This window comes from Microbacterium sp. Au-Mic1, from assembly GCF_021341785.1.
GTDB lineage: Bacteria > Actinomycetota > Actinomycetes > Actinomycetales > Microbacteriaceae > Microbacterium.
This window is the reverse complement of record NZ_JAJTTF010000004.1, coordinates 125,212-141,501: the sequence shown is the minus strand read 5'-3', so window position 1 is coordinate 141,501 and position 16,290 is coordinate 125,212. Positions and strand designations below refer to the sequence as shown.

Below are 16,290 nucleotides of genomic sequence, written 5' to 3'. Positions count from 1 at the left end.
GAATTCGCCGTCGCCCGGCTCATGTTCCGGCCGCACGCGCCGCTACCCTGGAAGCCATGCAGAGACTGCTCGTCACCGGCGGGGCCGGCTTCATCGGTTCGAACTTCGTCCACCACGTCGTGGAGAACACCGACCACCACGTCACGGTGCTGGACGCCCTCACCTACGCCGGCAACCGCGCCTCCCTCGACGGGCTGCCCGAGGACCGGGTGCGGTTCGTGCACGGCGACATCACCGACGCCGAGCTCGTCGACACGCTCTTCGCCGATGCCGACGCCGTGGTGCACTACGCCGCCGAGTCGCACAACGACAACTCGCTGCACAGCCCCCGCCCGTTCCTGGACACGAACATCGTCGGCACCTACACGCTGCTCGAGGCGGCCCGCAAGCACGACCGGCGCTTCCACCACATCTCCACCGACGAGGTCTACGGCGATCTCGAACTGGACGACCCGGAGCGGTTCACCGAGAGCACCCCGTACAACCCGTCCTCCCCGTACTCGTCCACGAAGGCCGGATCCGATCTGCTCGTGCGCGCCTGGGTGCGCTCGTTCGGCGTGCAGGCGACCATCTCGAACTGCTCGAACAACTACGGGCCGTACCAGCACGTGGAGAAGTTCATCCCCCGCCAGATCACGAACGTGATCCGCGGAATCCGGCCCAAGCTCTACGGTGCGGGCGAGAACGTGCGCGACTGGATCCACGCGAACGACCACTCCTCCGCGGTGCTCACGATCCTGGACAAGGGCCGCATCGGCGAGACGTATCTCATCGGCGCCGACGGCGAACGCAACAACAAGGACGTCGTCGAGCTCATCCTCGAGCAGATGGGCCAGCCCCGCGACGCGTACGACCACGTCACCGACCGTGCCGGCCACGACCTGCGCTACGCGATCGACTCCACCAAGCTCCGCACCGAGCTCGGCTGGACGCCGCAGTACGCCGACTTCGAATCGGGCCTCGCCGCGACGATCGACTGGTACAAGGCCAACGAGGCCTGGTGGGCTCCATCCAAGGACGCCACCGAAGCCTTCTACGCCACCAAGGGGCAGTGACGATGGTCGATTTCGGCAAGCAGCTCACGGTGATCGAGACCCCGATCCCGGGGATGATCGTCCTCGAGCTGCCGGTGCACGGCGATGCGCGTGGTTGGTTCAAGGAGAACTGGCAGCGCGAGAAGATGACCGCGCTGGGTCTCGCGGACTTCGGGCCGGTGCAGAACAACATCTCGTTCAACGACGCCGTCGGCACCACCCGCGGCATCCACGCGGAGCCCTGGGACAAGTGGGTCTCCGTGGCGACCGGACGGATCTTCGGCGCCTGGGTGGACCTGCGCGAGGGCGACAGCTTCGGCACCGTGTTCACGATCGAGCTGGATCCCTCCCGCGCGATCTTCGTTCCCCGCGGTGTCGGCAACTCCTATCAGACGCTCGAGCCCGACACCGCCTACACCTACCTCGTGAACGACCACTGGTCCCCGGACGCGTCCTACTCGTTCCTGAACCTCGCCGACGAGACGGCCGCGATCGACTGGCCCATCCCACTCGCCGACGTGGAGATCTCGGAGAAGGACAAGAACCACCCGCGGCTGGCGGACGTCACCCCGATCGCGCCCCGCAAGATCCTCGTCGTCGGCGCGAACGGGCAGCTCGGGCTCGCCCTGCGCGCCGAACTCGGAGACGCCCCGCACATCGAGTACGCCTCGCGGTCCGAGCTCGACCTGGCCGACCCCGGCCTGGACTCGGCACGCCGCTGGCGCGACTACGGAACGATCATCAACGCCGGCGCGTACACCGCCGTCGACCTCGCCGAGACCGCAGACGGCCGCCAGGAAGCGTGGATCGCGAACGCCGAGGGGCCGGCACGTCTGGCGCGCATCGCCGCGGAGAACGGCATCACCCTCGTCCACGTCTCCAGCGACTACGTCTTCGACGGCACGTCCGACCGTCCCTACCGCGAGGACGACGCCCCGGCGCCCCTGGGCGTCTACGGGCAGTCCAAGGCCGCCGGCGACATCGCCGTCGCTACCGCCCCGCGGCACTACATCCTGCGCACCTCGTGGGTCATCGGCGAAGGCAAGAACTTCGTGCGCACCATGGCGTCGCTCGCCGAGCGCGGCATCGACCCGAAGGTCGTGGACGATCAGACCGGGCGCCTGACGTTCACCGACGACATCGCCCGCGCCATCGTGCACCTTCTGGCCTCGGAGGCGCCGTACGGGGTCTACAACGTCACCGGATCCGGCGAGCCGGCCACCTGGGCGGACATCGCCCGCACGGTTTTCTCCGCGACCGGGCACGATCCTGCCAGGATCACCGGCGTTAGCACCGAGGAGTACTTCGCATCCGCGACCGCTCCTGTCGCGCCCCGCCCCGCGTGGAGCGTGCTCGACCTTGCGAAAATCGAGGCGAGCGGGTTCTCACCCGCCGATCACACCGACGCGCTGGCCGCGTATCTGGACTGATCGTCGTCCTCCTGCATCCGGGCCGAGATCCGGATGCAGGAGGAGACGAGCACGGCAAGCGCCGCGCAGAACGACAGCGCACCGATGACCAGCGTCGTCATGGGCGACGGCCCCGCGGCCCACCACCAGTCGATGTGCGAATCGAGATAGAGGTAATCGGGCGCGACGTAGCGGCGCATCGTGAACAGGAGCGCGACCGCGTTCGCGGTCACCAGCAGCACGCCTCCCACAATGGTCTGCATGGCGCTCAAGCGCTGTCCGACTCGCGCGGACGGCGCGAGGTCCTGGGACGGTGCGAGCGCCACGGCCACGAACACGGTGAGAAGGGGCAGCAGATAGCGCGGCTGGACCTGAGAACCCACTAGGACGCCTGAGCTCACCAGGATGTACATCGGGACCACGATCAGAGTCGCGCCCACTCCTGCGAGCGCCAGCGCCTTCCGCCACCCCTGCCATCTCAGCGCGGCGAACACGGTTCCAGCCGTCACGAAGATCACGAAGGCCCAGACGACCGGCGGCATCATGGTCTCGAGCCAGCCCAGTCCCCACGTCTGCCCGAAGGCACCCGCGATGAGCGACGGCAGGTTGAGCAGATTCTGCACGACCAGCATCGAGAGGGATCCGACGGGCTCTGTTGTGCTGAGGCCGCCCAGTGCACTGCCTACCTGACCTGCCGAGACCGTCGCGACGCCCGCGGCGATCACGATGACGGCGGGCAGTATCGCCCGCGTGAGGAAGGACCGTTCGGGCCGGAATGAGAGCACCAGGGCTGCGAGGACGGAGACGGCAGCGTAGGTCGCGGCATCGCCGCGCGAACTGAACGCCATCAGCGCAGCGACGGCCGACATCGCGCCGAGAACGATCCTGCGCTTCCCGGTGGTGTGCAGGAATCCAAGCACACTGGGGAAGAGCACCGCCAAGGACGTGATCGCCCAGGAACTCGGATTGATCGACGCGATGAGGAACATTCCGAGCGGCACGACGGTCACGGCGCTCGACCAGCCGAGGACCGGGCGCAGACGACGCGGCAGGGCGAACCACGTCGCAACCATCAGGATCGCGAAGAGCGCCGCGTTGGTCAGCCGTATCGCGAGCGTCGTCACGGCGACGTTCGGCGTCACGAAGAACGAGTAGATCCAGTAGTAGCCGGGCGGGTAGAGGCCCTTCGAGTTGACGTTCTTCGTCGGCACCATGTCGTCCGTCACGACCAGGTGCTCCTCCGTGCACTTGCCGGTCGTCCTGGGCTGCGCGACGTAGCAGAGACCGATGGACAGCTCATGGGGCACCAGACGCCAAGGCTCCTTGTCGCCCTTCTCGCACAGACCTTCCCGTTCACCCTGACCGCACCAGATGCTGGCGAGGTGGAAGTTGTCATCCGGAGAGGATCCCACCGGAGACGCGAGCGACCAGGCCCCGAGCGAGAGGAAGATCGCCAGCGCTGAGACGATCCCCCAGAGCACTGATCGGGCTGAGTTCACGGATCGCTCCTCACGACGACATGGCGAAGAACAATGCTACCGATCGCACCTGTCTAGAACGAACGGCACCCGAGGAGCGGATTGTTGCCCGGCGCATCGTTGATCGCGTAGGCGCAGACCGTATGGCTCGAGGGCCCTGCGGGGATCATCGTGGCGAACCCGTGTTGTGCGCCTGCTGAGGGGTACGCCGCCCCAACGTCCGGTCGCGGCTGGTCCGCCATCCGCGGCACGCCGACGCCGTCGATGTAGAAGTGCACGGCGATCGGGGCGGTGGTGTCGGGATCGATCGCCCACCCGCTCACCTGCACGCCGCCGCTCACTGCCACCGCGGACTCGAAGTTCCCGAACGGCTGCGCGGAGAGCGTCGGGGCGACGAACTGGCAGCCCAGCATCGTGTTGGCGCCACGACCGTTGTTGATGCCGTAGGCGCACACCTGCGCGCCACCCGGCGGCAGCGTGCGCTGCACGGCGAACCCGTGCGCGTCGCCGTAGCCCGGGAAGGCGGCGGCGATGTCGCCGCGACTCAGGTCGGCCTGATAGGCCGCACCGGACGAACCGACATAGACGTGCACCGGGATCGACCCGTTCGTATCGGGGTCCAGGGTCCAGCCGGCGACCGTCACCTGGTCGCCCTTGACGATGAAGGCGTCGACGCGTCCGATCGGCGCCGTTCCCGGATCGGTCGCGGGCGGAACGAAGATCTGCCGGCAGGGCATGAGGAGCACGTTGCTTCCGGAGGCGACGTTGATGCCGTAGACGCAGACGGTCTGATATCCCGCCGGCGCCGTGACGGTGCTCTGATATCCGTGTGCGGATCCGAACACCGGGAAGGCCGCCCCCACGTCCGTGCGCTGCTGGTTCGCCGTCGTGGGATAGCCCGCGCCCCCGACGTACACGTGCACGGCGATGGGGTCCTTGGTATCAGGATCGAAGGCCCATCCTCGGACGCTGACGGTGCCGGGACCCGACGTCAGCGAATCGATCGTGCCGACCGGCGATCCGCCGTACGACGTGACCGTGGTGCATCCGAACAGCTGATTCGTCCCCGCACCCCGGTTGATCCCGTAGACGCAGACGTCCGCGGCGCCCCACACCGTGGGCGGCACCGAGATGTCGAAGCCGTGGTTGATGCCGAGCTTCGGGAAGAAGGGGGCCAGATCGGGACGAGCCAGCTTCGCCGTCGACGGGTATCCCACCCCGTTCACGTACACGTGGACGTCGATGGAATCGGACGTGTCCGGGTCGAGCGCCCAGCCGGTGACCCGGATCTGACCGGGCACAGAGCTGACGCTCTCGATGTTCCCCGTCGGGTTGTTGGCCGACGAGCCCCCCTGCGTCGATCCGAACCAGTCCGTGAAGTAGTTGTAGAAGTTGCGGTTGCCGTACGCGCCGCAGGCGTCCCCCTCGCCGTAGCCGGCGCGGAGCGCGGAGGCGTTCGGCTGATAGGGCGTGTAGTAGTACAGGGCCGAGGTCGCCTTGTTCGCGATGTAGACCGGACCGCTTCCGCACGCGGTGTTGGGGTTGTACAGGATGTTCCAGGTGTTGCCCGGCGCGTACCAGGTGAACCAGCGGCCCTCCATGTAGATCTGCATCTGGCGCGCGGCGCCGTAGATCTGCTGGAAGAAGCCGACATATGTCGGGTCGCACGGAGCGTCATCCGGGCAGCCCTGCCCGAGAGCACTGTCATAGCGCCAGCCGCTCGGCCAGGTGTGGGTGACCAGGCCCTGCTCCTTCTGGAGCATCACGATCAGCACCTGCGGGTTGATGTTGCACGACTGCGACACGCGGTAGATGATGCTCGCGGCGCTCTCGTTCGCGACGCCGCTGTACCCCTGGCAGTAGGAGTCGGCCGGACGGTTCTGCGATGTCACGCGGAAGTCCTTGAGGCAGGTGTACCCGCTCTGGCACGACGGCACCTTGGCGTTGAAGAAGTCCTGGATCTGCTGCGCCGACATCGTCGACTTGTTCGTGAACACGGCATCGCTGATGATGTTGCCCGCGTTCCATCCATCCAACGTCATCGGACGGACCGATGTCGCAGCGGACGTTCCGCTCCCCCCAGCTGCGACGACGGATGTCGACGGTGGGGCTGCGACGGCAGGCGCCGCGTCGGTGACCGCAGGGACCAGAGCAGAGAGGAAGACGGCGGCGATGGCGAGCATGCCGATCATCCAGCGTCGGGACGCGTGAGCGCGCACAGGACCCGGGGCATGTCCAGTCATGGTGATATTCTGCGGGATCCGGGCGCGGATCGTACTCGGGACACGCACAATTCCGCGGAATATCGCGGTCCGCACGCAGACACTGCCGGTCGAGTGGACCTCCGCGGCCTCTGCATCGTCACAACTCGGCGTGCAACGTCCAGACCCGCTCCGCCGACCCGTTCCAGGAGTAGGCCCTCGAACGGTCTGCCGCGAGCACGGACAGCCGGCGCGCACCCTCTCCCGCCGCATCTCGCAGGGCGTCCGTGAATCCGTCCGGAGGCACGAGCAGGCCGCCCTCGGCGAGCACGTCGCGGTGTGCACCGCTCTCCGCTGCGATCACGGGCACGCCGAGACTGAGTGCCTCGACCAGCCGCCAGGGCCAGACCGGTGCGGGATCCGCCGCCGTGAAGGCGAGCGCACCGGCCAGCAGCGCGGCCCGATCCGGCGTGTCCAGCTGCCCCAGCACGTGCACGCGGGGTGCCGCGAGGCCCGCAGCCGCGGCGGCCTCGGCGAATGCGGCGGCGGATCCCTCCGGCGCATCGAGCACGAAGGCGTCCGCGTCGCCGTCGACAGCCGCGGCGAAGACGGGCGCGAGCGTCTCCGCCGTGCCCGTGGCGACGACGTAGCGTGCCGGCGCGCCGAGCTCGGTGCGACGGGGCCCTGCGTCGAGCGGGATGGCGAACCCCTCCGGCGCGGCACCGGGGATCACCCGGATGCGATCGCCGAACCGGCCGAGCGTGGCGAGCTGCTCGGCCATCGCGTGCGTGGGCACCACCACGGCGTCGGCGTGCTTGACGGCGCGCTTGAGCATGCTGCGCTGCCAGAGCACGCTCGCCCGCGACAGCTGCTCGGGCACGGACCAGGCCCGCAGGTCCCACACTGTGGCGACGGTCTGGTCGTAGTCGTTGGCCCTGTCGTGCTTCGCGAGCGGGGCGAAGAGCGTGGGCGCGTGGATCATGCCTCCCCCGACGCCCGCGATCACGCCGAGCTGCCAGGCGGCGCCGAGCTCGCGGCGCGCCAGCACCAGACGGTGCACCGAGTCGGCGCCGTCGACGACGGGCTCCGACCCGCCGCCCGGCACGATGGCCTCGACCGTGCACTTCTGCGGCGCGGTCGCCGCCAGCCCCGAGGTCAGGGAACGGGCGGCCTCGGCCTGATCGGGGTCGACGACGTCGTTCACCTGATCCAGCACAACCCGCAGCACAGCCATGCTCCGACCTTATCCAGCAGGCGACGGTGAGCACCCGAGGCGCTCCACGGTCTGCGGGATCAGCTCGTGGGCGTCGGCGACGGCGACGGGTGCAGAGCGGCCTTCACCATCTCGTGGATCTGATTCCAGTCCGGCTCGAACTCGTCCACGCCGTTCGCGGGAGTGAGATCGATCGTGGTGAGCTTCTGCTTCTTCGCCTTCATCATCAGGTCGAAGAACTCCGGCAGCTTGTCCTGCGGCAGATCGGTGTCGACCGCGGAGGTCCCCGCGGCAGCGATCTCGTTGAAGTGGGTGAGCACATTCTGCGGCGTGAACTGCTTCAACAGGGCGTCCTGCAACTCGCGCTGACGGCGCATGCGGTCGAAGTCGCTCGTCGTGTAGCGCGAGCGTGCGTACCACTGCGCGGTGTCGCCGTTCATGTGCTGCTGCCCGGCCTCGATCCAGCCGGTCGCCCACTCCTCGGCGTTGTCCGGGCCGCCCCATTCGGGCACGTTGCCCTCGGGCAACCGCTCCTTGACGTTGATGTCGACGCCGCCGAGCGCATCGATGAGCTTCGCGAAGTCGTTCATGTCGAGGAACACGTAGTACGGAATCTTGATGCCGAGCACTCCCTCGGCCGCGTCCTTCGTCGCCTCGACCGCGGGGCGGGATCCGTGCTTGGTCGCCTCCGGATACAGCGAGGGACCGGTGTGGCACGTCTCGACGGCGTTGGTGAGCTGGTTGATGCCGCTCCCCCAGCCGCACTCCGCATCGTCGTGCGCCTGCAGGCCGTCGGGGTACAGATCGTGCATCGGCCCCGGGGCGAACGGCACGTGCGGCATGTCACGCGGGATGCCGAAGATCGTCGTCTTCCCGGTCTCGGCGTTCACCGATACCACGGAGATGCTGTCGTAGCGCATGGAGTCGCGACCCAGTCCGCTGTCGGCCCCGAGCAGCAGCACGTTGTAGTACCCGTCGCTGGGAGGCAGGCTCGGACCCCCGGATCCGAACAGCGTCGTGATGGCGCTTCGGCTGGATCCGACGACCGTCGCGGCGTACGCGGCCCCCGAGCCGCACAGGCTCAGCACCAGCACCGCCACCAGCGGGATCGCGAGCTTCGCGTAGTTCTTGGTCCGCACGAGACGCACCAGGCGCAGCGTGTCGAAGGTGAGCACGACCCAGAGCACGGCATACGCGATGCAGAGGATCTGGATGAGCGTCAGCACGAGCCAGCTCACCCAGCCGCCGCCGACGGTGAGCCAGAGCAGTGCCTGGTGCCAGAGCAGCGCGCCGAGGACGCCGAGCACGACCAGCGCCCACATCACGAGCGTCGCCCCGAGACCGAACCGACCGAGCCGGCGATTGCCCGCGAGCACCTGGGCGGATCCGGGTATCAGCACGTTGAGCACGACGAGCCACCAGCCGCGGCGCGTCATCACCTCGGGAGAGCCGAAGTCGGGGTCGCGCATCGGGCGGGAGCGGATCAGTCCCGCACTCCGCGCCGAGACCCCGCCGGGGTGGGTCAACAGCTGGGTCACAGGCTGTCCTTCAGCCGCCGGTTCTTCTCCTCGACCTGCGCCTCGAGGTCGCGGGCGTAGGACTCGATCCGGTCAGCGAGCGCCGGATCGCCCGCCCCGAGGATGCGGGCGGCGAGGATGCCCGCGTTGCGCGCACCGCCGATCGAGACGGTGGCGACCGGGATGCCGGCGGGCATCTGCACGATCGACAGCAGCGAGTCCATGCCATCGAGGTAGGCGAGCGGGACCGGCACGCCGATCACGGGCAGCGGCGTGACCGACGCCAGCATGCCGGGGAGGTGGGCTGCGCCGCCGGCGCCCGCGATGATGACCTTGAGCCCGCGCTCACGCGCCTCGGTGCCGTAGCGGTGCAGCTTCTCCGGGGTGCGGTGAGCGGACACGACCTCGACCTCGTGCGGGATGCCGAACTCGGTCAGCGCCTGCGAGGCGTCGCTCATCACACGCCAGTCGGAGTCAGATCCCATGACGACGCCGACGAGGGGCGCGGCGGATGCGTGCAGTGTCCCAGTCACCCGTACAGGCTACGGGCGGGGGCTGTGAGAACCCCGCTGCGGCGCGCCCTCGCCGACGAGAACGCGGCGCCGACGTCCGCCGGGGCCGTGCACATCTCGCTCTCAGGCGAACGCGGCCGCGGCGGCTCTGGCCTCGGCCAGCACGACGTCGAGATCGGACCCGCTCGCGTTCACATGCCCGACCTTGCGACCGGGGCGCGGTGCCTTGCCGTAGGTGTGCACCTTCGCGTGCGGGCTCGCGGCCAGCGCAGCCGGGACGCGGTCGAGCATCCCGGCGCCTTCGGGGCCGCCGAGGATGTTGATCATGACCGACCAGTCCGCGTGCGGGGTGGTCTCCCCGAGCGGCAGATCGGCGACGGCGCGCAGGTGCTGCTCGAATTGCCCTGTCACGGCGCCGTCCTGGCTCCAGTGGCCGCTGTTGTGCGGGCGCATGGCGAGCTCGTTCACGAGGATCCGGCCGTCCTCGGTCTGGAACAGCTCGACCGCGAGCATGCCGGTCACGCCCAGGCCGTCGGCGATCTCCCGGCCGATCCGGGCGGCCTCCGCGAGATGCTCCGCATCGACCCCGGGGGCCGGGGCGATCACCTCGGCGCACACCCCGCCCTTCTGCACGGTCTCCACGACGGGATACGACACGGACTCCCCGCCCGGGCGCCGCGCGACCTGCTGAGCGAGCTCGCGCACGAAGGGGACGAGCTCCTCGACGAGCAGGGCGTCCCCGTCGGCGAGGGCCGCGAACCAGTCCGCCGCCTCCTCGGCCGCGGAGACGACGCGCACGCCCTTGCCGTCATAGCCTCCGCGGGGCGTCTTCACGACGCCGCGGCCACCGTGAACGTCCAGAAACGCATGCAGCTCGGCGGCGTCCGCGACGCGCGCCCAGTCCGGCTGGGGCGCACCGAGCTCGGCGAGGCGGGCGCGCATGTCGAGCTTGTCCTGCGCGAAGCGCAGCGCGTCCGGTCCGGGGTGCACGGCGACGCCGTCGGCGACGAGGGCGCGCAGCACCTCCTGCGGCACGTGCTCGTGGTCGAACGTGATCACATCGACGTCCTCCGCGAAGCGGCGCACGGTGTCGAGGTCGCGGTAGTCGCCCACCGCGGTCGCAGCGAGCTGCGCGGACATGCCCTCGTCCTCCGCGAGCACCCGGATGTCGATGCCCATCTCGACCGCCGGGGCGATCATCATCCGCGCCAGCTGTCCGCCGCCGATCACACCCACACGCAACGCCATCGGATCTCCGTTCCTCGGCGTCTATTCTTCCGTACCGGAAGGGCCGGTTCGTCCCGGGGCCCTTCGTCTCGCTTCGCTCGCTCAGAGACCGGCGTCGCTGCGCTCGCTCAGGGGACGGTCCGTCAGGCGGTGTAGGGGTTCTGCGCGGCCTGAGCGTCGCGGTGCGCGAGGATCTGCCCCACCTCCACCTGGTCGGCGAGAGTCTCCTGCACGAGCGCCACGTTCGGCACGTCGCGGATCCGCAGCGGCGCATCCACGCCGTTGGAGAGCAGGATCGTTCCGGCTCCGGCGAGCCTCTGCAGGGGTCCGCGGCGCACCGAGATCGTGTATCCCCGGGCATGGGACATCTCGGTGCTGTTGCGGGATCCGATCCCGTCGCGCACGATCACCCGGCGGGTCGTGATCGTGACCCGCCGCGACAGCCACACGAGGAACGGCACGACCGCGAGGAGCAGCACCAATGCACCGGCGGCGGCCCACAGCATCCAGTCCTTGGCCCACCCGGAGATCGGCGCCGGCAGATTGCTCGTGAAGTACCCGGTCGCCCCCGCGATGACGACGAGCACGAGCGCCGACCAGAACAGGTGGCGCGCATGCGGGTGGAACCGCGCGATGAGACGCTCTTCGGCGGGCACGCCCGGGGGCGGCGTCATCGGCCGCCCGCCCAGACCCATCGGTTGCGTCACGCGTCCATTGTGTCCCGTGAGACCGTGATCCGCACGGCCCGGCACGGGTGTGTCCGGATGCGGAGCGGCTCGCCCCCGGCGCCTCCCGAGGGCACCCGTCACATCACGAGGGCGATCGCCACCCCGTCCCACCCCTTCACGCCGACCGTCTGCAGCGCCGTGGCATCGAAGCGGGGGTCGCGGCCGAGCATCTCGAGCCCTTCGCGTGTACCGACCACCTTGGAATCGGCGGAGGCCGGATCGACGATGTCGCCGTCGCGGCCGACGTTGTCCACGATGACCACCGACCCGGGGCGGCCCAGGCGCGCGGCCCAGTCCAGATAGATCGTGTTCGACTCCTTGTCGGCGTCAATGAAGATCAGGTCGAACGGCTCGTCGTCCTCGAGTTGGGGCAGCACGTCGGCGGCACGGCCGATGCGGATCTCGACGCGCTCCCCCACGCCCGCGGCCTCGATGCTCGCACGCGCGACAGCGGCGTTGTCGGGCTCCGCCTCGATGGTGACGACCCGCCCGCCGTCACCCACTGCCTGCGCCATCCAGATCGTGGAGTAGCCACCGAGCGTGCCGATCTCGAGCACTCGTCGTGCGCCTGCGATCCGCACCAGCAGGTTCAGCAGCTTGCCGCTGACCGGCGCGACCTCGATCGCGGGCATCCCTGCCGTCTGCTGCGCCGCCAGAGCGGCCTCGAGCGCGGGGTCGTGCCCGACCAGGGTCTCGGACAGGTACTCGTCTGCGGCGCGCCAGTTAGCGAGGTTCGGTTGGGCCATGCGCCCAGCTTCGCGCCTGCGGACGCGGCGATCAAGACCGCTGCCGGGTCGGATCCGTCTCGGCATCCGGGCGCGCCCCCGTGACCGGGCTGCCGGAGACGGACGGCTGGGGGAAGGGCGCCGGCAAGGTCCGCGGCCGGTCGGCGGCGAGCGCCGGCTGCCGGCGGAACTGCCCGGTGACGATCAGGACGAGGATGACCACGGCGCCGACGATCCAGCCGGAGACGCCGAGCGGCAGGATGAGGGCCGGATCCGCAGTGCTTCCCCATGCGAAGAACCACAGGTACATGGCCGCGGACGCGTTGAGCGCGCCGTGGGCGAACACCGCGGGCCACATCGATGCGGAGCGCAGGCGCAGCCAGCCCAGCAGCACGCCCCACACCACGCATCCGCCGATCATGAAGAGCACTCCTGTGGCATCCGTGCGGGCGAAGTCGTAGCCGAGCAGGATGATCGGCGCGTGCCAGAGCCCCCAGATCACACCGCTGACGAGCAGGGAGGACCAGGTCCCGAAACGACGCAGCGCCGGCACCAGGAATCCGCGCCAGCCGAGTTCCTCGCCGAATGCCGCGACGGCGTTGATCGTGGCGGCCGCGACCGGGATGCTGGCCGCCTGCGCGGCTATCAGCACCGCGGTGGGGGGCAGCGGTGTGCCGGCCGGGACCTGGGATGCCAGCAGGTGGGAGAAGCCGGAGAAGCCGACGAGGTCGACCTGAAGCCAGCCGCAGAGCACCGCGACCGCGGTCGACACCGCGACGAGCAGCGGCGGCGCCAGCAGGCCGATCACGATCATCCAGACGACGCGCTTCGCCGGGCGCAGCGGCCACAGTCCGAGGAACCGCAGCCGGCGCCCCTTCGGGATCGGCCGGAGCAGCAGCAGCACGAGCACGACCGCGACCGCGGGCGTGTACATCATCACCGACATCAGAGGCACGGCGTACGGCTCTTTCAGCCCTTCGCCGAGCCACAGCGGCAGCGCCACCAGCCATGCCAGTCCGCAGGCCAGCACGACGTAGGCGACGATCGACCCGAGGCCGATGCGCACCCTGGCGTCGTGCGGAAGCTGAACACCCGCGCCGGGCGGGAGGTGGGCACCGGCGCCGGGCGGGAGCGGCGCGTCTGCGCCGCCCACCCGGACCGCGTCGTCGTGGCCGTCGCTCATGATCCGCTCCCCTCCCCGTCGCCGCTGCTCTGCGTCGTCTCGGACGACGCAGAGCGGTCCAGGTAGGCCTGCAGCACGCCGGCGCCGACCGCCGCGCCGTCGACCGTGACGACCAGCGGGCGCTTGTCGCGCCGCTCGATCTCGATCGCGGGGCCGCGCCGGAGCACGATCCCCGTGCGGCCGTCGAGGCCGAGCCGCCAGCCGAAGCCGCCGAACTCGCCGAACGGGTTGCAGTCCACTGCACGCACCGACACGATCTCGGCGAGCGGCACGTGGACACGCGGGAGGCCGATCTGCGACCGCACCGAGAGCCCGTCCGGCCCGACGCGCACCCGGAACGACGCCGACGAAGCGAACGCGCCGCCGATGAGGACCAGGGTGAGCACCGGCACCCACATCCGGTCGGTGAACCGGATCGCCATGAACGCCGTGATCCCGACCACGACCACCACGAGCAGTGAGATGAGGATCATGGCGCGGCGGGACAGCGACGCGGTCGCCAGCCAGACCACCCGTTCGCCGTTCGTGATCGCGGCGACGTGGGCGGGCTGCAGCGGCGCGGCGGGGGCCGGACGGATGTGCGGCTGCAGCAGCCAGCCGATGCCGATCAGCACGACGAAGGCGCCGAATCCCAGGAGCATCAGGCCACCCAGGTCGTCCGCCTGCTTCGCATCGGCGATGCCCCGCTGCGTGCCGACGGCGCCCAGGTTGATCACGGCGCTGAGCCCGGAGATCCCCAGAGCCATCCCGACGATCAGCCTCGCGCCGCCGCCCCAATGGTCGCGCACGCCGATGACCGTCGTGATCGTGAGCGCCGCGGGCAACGCGAAGCCCAGAAGGACCGAGAGCCAGACGAACGTGACCGGCGGTCCGAAACCGTCGACACCCGAGGGGCCCCAGTGCGTGGCGGCCGGGGACGGCAGCTCCGGCAGCCAGGCGAGGACCAGTCCGAGCACGACGGCGGAGAGCACCAGCGGCACCACGACTCCGAGGGTCAGGGCGATCAGCCGCGCCCGGCGCAGGTCGCGTGCCGGGATCGCGGTCACCTCCTGCGAGGCGGGGGTGGAACGGGCGTTCATGATGGGATCCTCCTCATTCCTGGGCGGCGATCAGCGCGGCGAGCGTCGCCGCGCTGACGCCGAGAGCGGCGCCACGACGTACGAGCGCGCCGATCTCCTCTGCGAGGTCGGCAAGGGGCGCCGCAGACGCGGAGAGCACGGCGCCGCGCCCGCGGCGCAGGTCGACGAGCCCCTCGTCGCGCAGCTCCTGGTAGGCCCGCAGCACGGTGTGCACGTTCACGTCGACGGCTTCGGCCAGCTCACGGGCGGCGGGGAGCCGGTCGCCCGGGCGCAGCCGACCCGCGAGCACTTCGGCGCGCACCGAGGCCGCGATCTGCGCAAACAGCGGCTGGGCGCTGTCGGCGTCGATACGGATCAGCATCGAGCTCACCTCCTGTGCACTTATTCTAGGTCAACTAGATCAATTGTGGAAGGGGTCCAGCCGATTCCCTCCCCGCGGCGCACACGGGCGAGACTGGCCGCATGCGCATCACTCCCCGCCGTCTGGCCGTCGGCATGAGCCTGTGGATCCCGAACCTCTTCAGCGGCATCCGGGTGCGCGGGTTCAGCCCCGACTGGACGCGGGCCACCGTCGAACTGCACGTGAACGTGTTCACCCGCAACTACGTGAAGACGGCGTTCGGCGGCTCCATGCAGGCCATGACGGATCCGTACTTCTTCATGCTCGTCATGCATCAGCTCGGCCGTGACTACGTGGTGTGGGACACCCGTGGCGAGATCGAGTTCCTCAAGCCGGGGCGCGGCGTGCTCACCGCGCGCTTCCACGTGCCGTCCGAGCGCGTGGCCGAGATCCGCACGCGCGCCGCGGGTGGTGCGAAGGTGCTCGAGTGGTTCGAGACGGAGATCACCGACGGCGCCGGCGAGGTCGTGGCGCGCGTGCGGCGCGAGGTCTACGTGCGGGAGAAGAAGCGCGTCACCGCGGCGAAGGCCTGACCCCGCGGAGGCTCGAGGCGCGCTCGACCAGCGTCGGTGCCAGGCGCACGGTGTTTCGCGAGTCCGACGTGCCCGACACCAGACCGAGCGCGAGCTCCAGCGCCGCGCGTCCGCTCTCCTCGAACGGCTGCCTCACCGTGGTGAGGCCGAGTCCCTCGGCCAGCTCGCCGTCGTCGTAGCCGATCACCGGCAGCCTCTCGCCCTCCGGCCGGGAACGCTGCAGGTCGAGGACGGCGGCTGCGAACCGGTCGTGGTTCGCGACGATCGCGGTGGCTCCGGCGTCCTGGGCGGCTCGCAGCACCCGCCGATCGATCTCGGCGGGTCCGTCGACCGCCAACCGCGCCACGGAGACATGACGCTCGAGCCCCTCGATGCGCAGCATGCCCGCGGAGATGTAGGACGGCGAACGCTGCGGCTCGTGCACGAACAGCGCGCTCCGATGCCCCAGCTCGACGAGGTGGCGACCGATCTGCTCGCCGCCGTCCTGGTCATCCACGAGGACGACCGGACCGCCGATGTCGCCCTTCGCCGGTACGACGTCCACATAGACAACGGGGATCCTCGCGGCTCTACTCGCACGGCGGGCGGCGCCGCTGAGCGGCACGCCCATCACGATGAGCCCCGACGCGTCGGTGCGCGCCGGCAGCACATCCAGCAGGGGCTCGTCGGCCGCCGCCGCCGAGTCCAGGTCGTAGGGGATGATGTCGACCGCGAGGTCGCGGGCCCGTCGCAGCATCCCCGCCAGTCGGCGCAGATAGGACGGGTAGCTCGTGAAGGGGGCCGCGACCGCGATTCGGGATGCGCCCACCCGACGCCCCTGCACCATCCGATAGCCGAGCGCTGTGGCGGCCGCGACGATGCGCTCCCGCGTCTCCGGGCGCACCCGGTGCGGTGCGCTCACCGCCAGCGAGACCGTCGAGATGCTCACCCCCGCACGCGTGGCGACATCGTAGATCGTGACCCGGCCGGGACGTGCGCGCATGCCTCGATTCCCCTCTTCATCGAAGTACTTCGATTGCTCAGACTAGTCCGCAGCCCGTCGAAGGAGATG

15 protein-coding genes are annotated in these 16,290 nt (G+C 69.9%); 3 read left to right on the top strand and 12 right to left on the bottom strand.

Annotated features, from left to right (window positions below; all coding sequences use genetic code 11):
* The first annotated feature begins 56 nt into the window (after positions 1–56).
* Positions 57–1,055 carry a dTDP-glucose 4,6-dehydratase gene (gene rfbB / locus LXM50_RS06850; protein WP_233310557.1) on the top strand — a complete coding sequence of 333 codons (999 nt, stop codon included), beginning with the start codon at positions 57–59 and terminating at the stop codon, positions 1,053–1,055.
* 2 nt (positions 1,056–1,057) lie between these two features.
* Complete coding sequence (gene rfbD, locus LXM50_RS06845; RefSeq protein WP_233310743.1) at positions 1,058–2,464, top strand: dTDP-4-dehydrorhamnose reductase; 1,407 nt, start codon at positions 1,058–1,060, stop codon at positions 2,462–2,464.
* Here rfbD and LXM50_RS06840 read toward each other — a convergent pair.
* From LXM50_RS06840 to LXM50_RS06790, 11 genes are all read right to left on the bottom strand, one after another.
* A complete protein-coding gene (locus LXM50_RS06840; RefSeq protein WP_233310556.1) occupies positions 2,431–3,942 on the bottom strand; it encodes a DUF2142 domain-containing protein in 1,512 nt (503 codons plus the stop codon). The genes rfbD and LXM50_RS06840 overlap by 34 nt on opposite strands.
* 53 nt (positions 3,943–3,995) lie before the next feature.
* Positions 3,996–6,164 carry a hypothetical protein gene (locus tag LXM50_RS06835; protein WP_233310555.1) on the bottom strand — a complete coding sequence of 723 codons (2,169 nt, stop codon included), beginning with the start codon at positions 6,162–6,164 and terminating at the stop codon, positions 3,996–3,998.
* Positions 6,165–6,282: 118 nt separating this feature from the next.
* A complete protein-coding gene (locus LXM50_RS06830; protein WP_233310554.1) occupies positions 6,283–7,356 on the bottom strand; it encodes a glycosyltransferase in 1,074 nt (357 codons plus the stop codon).
* Between the two features lie 59 nt (positions 7,357–7,415).
* Positions 7,416–8,873: an LCP family protein gene (locus tag LXM50_RS06825; RefSeq protein ID WP_374107811.1), complete on the bottom strand. Its 1,458-nt coding sequence runs from the start codon at positions 8,871–8,873 to the stop codon at positions 7,416–7,418.
* Entirely contained in the window at positions 8,870–9,337 is a 468-nt protein-coding gene (gene purE / locus LXM50_RS06820; protein WP_233310741.1) for a 5-(carboxyamino)imidazole ribonucleotide mutase, read from the bottom strand. Before purE ends, LXM50_RS06825 begins: the two co-directional genes overlap by 4 nt.
* Positions 9,338–9,487: 150 nt before the next feature.
* Entirely contained in the window at positions 9,488–10,612 is a 1,125-nt protein-coding gene (locus LXM50_RS06815; protein WP_233310553.1) for a 5-(carboxyamino)imidazole ribonucleotide synthase, read from the bottom strand.
* Positions 10,613–10,734: 122 nt separating this feature from the next.
* Positions 10,735–11,298 (bottom strand): PH domain-containing protein, encoded by a 564-nt coding sequence (locus LXM50_RS06810; RefSeq protein WP_233310552.1) that lies wholly within the window; start codon positions 11,296–11,298, stop codon positions 10,735–10,737.
* 98 nt (positions 11,299–11,396) lie between these two features.
* The gene (locus LXM50_RS06805) at positions 11,397–12,065 is read right to left on the bottom strand and encodes an O-methyltransferase (RefSeq protein WP_233310551.1); all 669 of its coding nucleotides are present in this window, start codon (positions 12,063–12,065) and stop codon (positions 11,397–11,399) included.
* A 31-nt stretch (positions 12,066–12,096) separates the two neighbouring features.
* Entirely contained in the window at positions 12,097–13,227 is a 1,131-nt protein-coding gene (locus tag LXM50_RS06800; protein ID WP_233310550.1) for a CPBP family intramembrane glutamic endopeptidase, read from the bottom strand.
* Positions 13,224–14,306, bottom strand: a complete 1,083-nt coding sequence (locus LXM50_RS06795) for a DUF1648 domain-containing protein (RefSeq protein ID WP_233310549.1) — start codon at positions 14,304–14,306, stop codon at positions 13,224–13,226. The genes LXM50_RS06800 and LXM50_RS06795 overlap by 4 nt, the downstream gene beginning before the upstream one ends.
* A 13-nt stretch (positions 14,307–14,319) precedes the next feature.
* Complete coding sequence (locus LXM50_RS06790; RefSeq protein WP_233310740.1) at positions 14,320–14,667, bottom strand: GntR family transcriptional regulator; 348 nt, start codon at positions 14,665–14,667, stop codon at positions 14,320–14,322.
* A 101-nt stretch (positions 14,668–14,768) separates the two neighbouring features.
* Between LXM50_RS06790 and LXM50_RS06785 the strand changes: the two genes are divergently transcribed.
* Entirely contained in the window at positions 14,769–15,239 is a 471-nt protein-coding gene (locus tag LXM50_RS06785; protein WP_233310548.1) for a DUF4442 domain-containing protein, read from the top strand.
* On the opposite strand, the gene LXM50_RS06780 is transcribed toward LXM50_RS06785, so the two are convergent.
* Complete coding sequence (locus LXM50_RS06780) at positions 15,220–16,221, bottom strand: LacI family DNA-binding transcriptional regulator (RefSeq protein ID WP_233310547.1); 1,002 nt, start codon at positions 16,219–16,221, stop codon at positions 15,220–15,222. The two genes, LXM50_RS06785 and LXM50_RS06780, sit on opposite strands and share 20 nt — an antisense overlap.
* Positions 16,222–16,290: the final 69 nt, after the last annotated feature.

Bases quoted from the DNA above. Each gene is read 5' to 3' on its own strand.
- LXM50_RS06785 (WP_233310548.1), top strand. From the start codon at position 14,769: ATGCGCATCACTCCCCGCCGTCTGGCCGTCGGCATGAGCCTGTGGATC.
- LXM50_RS06805 (WP_233310551.1), bottom strand. From the start codon at position 12,065: ATGGCCCAACCGAACCTCGCTAACTGGCGCGCCGCAGACGAGTACCTG.
- LXM50_RS06780 (WP_233310547.1), bottom strand. From the start codon at position 16,221: ATGCGCGCACGTCCCGGCCGGGTCACGATCTACGATGTCGCCACGCGT.
- rfbD (WP_233310743.1), top strand. From the start codon at position 1,058: ATGGTCGATTTCGGCAAGCAGCTCACGGTGATCGAGACCCCGATCCCG.
- LXM50_RS06830 (WP_233310554.1), bottom strand. From the start codon at position 7,356: ATGGCTGTGCTGCGGGTTGTGCTGGATCAGGTGAACGACGTCGTCGAC.
- LXM50_RS06800 (WP_233310550.1), bottom strand. From the start codon at position 13,227: ATGAGCGACGGCCACGACGACGCGGTCCGGGTGGGCGGCGCAGACGCG.
- LXM50_RS06835 (WP_233310555.1), bottom strand. From the start codon at position 6,164: ATGACTGGACATGCCCCGGGTCCTGTGCGCGCTCACGCGTCCCGACGC.
- LXM50_RS06815 (WP_233310553.1), bottom strand. From the start codon at position 10,612: ATGGCGTTGCGTGTGGGTGTGATCGGCGGCGGACAGCTGGCGCGGATG.
- rfbB (WP_233310557.1), top strand. From the start codon at position 57: ATGCAGAGACTGCTCGTCACCGGCGGGGCCGGCTTCATCGGTTCGAAC.
- LXM50_RS06795 (WP_233310549.1), bottom strand. From the start codon at position 14,306: ATGAACGCCCGTTCCACCCCCGCCTCGCAGGAGGTGACCGCGATCCCG.
- LXM50_RS06790 (WP_233310740.1), bottom strand. From the start codon at position 14,667: ATGCTGATCCGTATCGACGCCGACAGCGCCCAGCCGCTGTTTGCGCAG.
- purE (WP_233310741.1), bottom strand. From the start codon at position 9,337: ATGGGATCTGACTCCGACTGGCGTGTGATGAGCGACGCCTCGCAGGCG.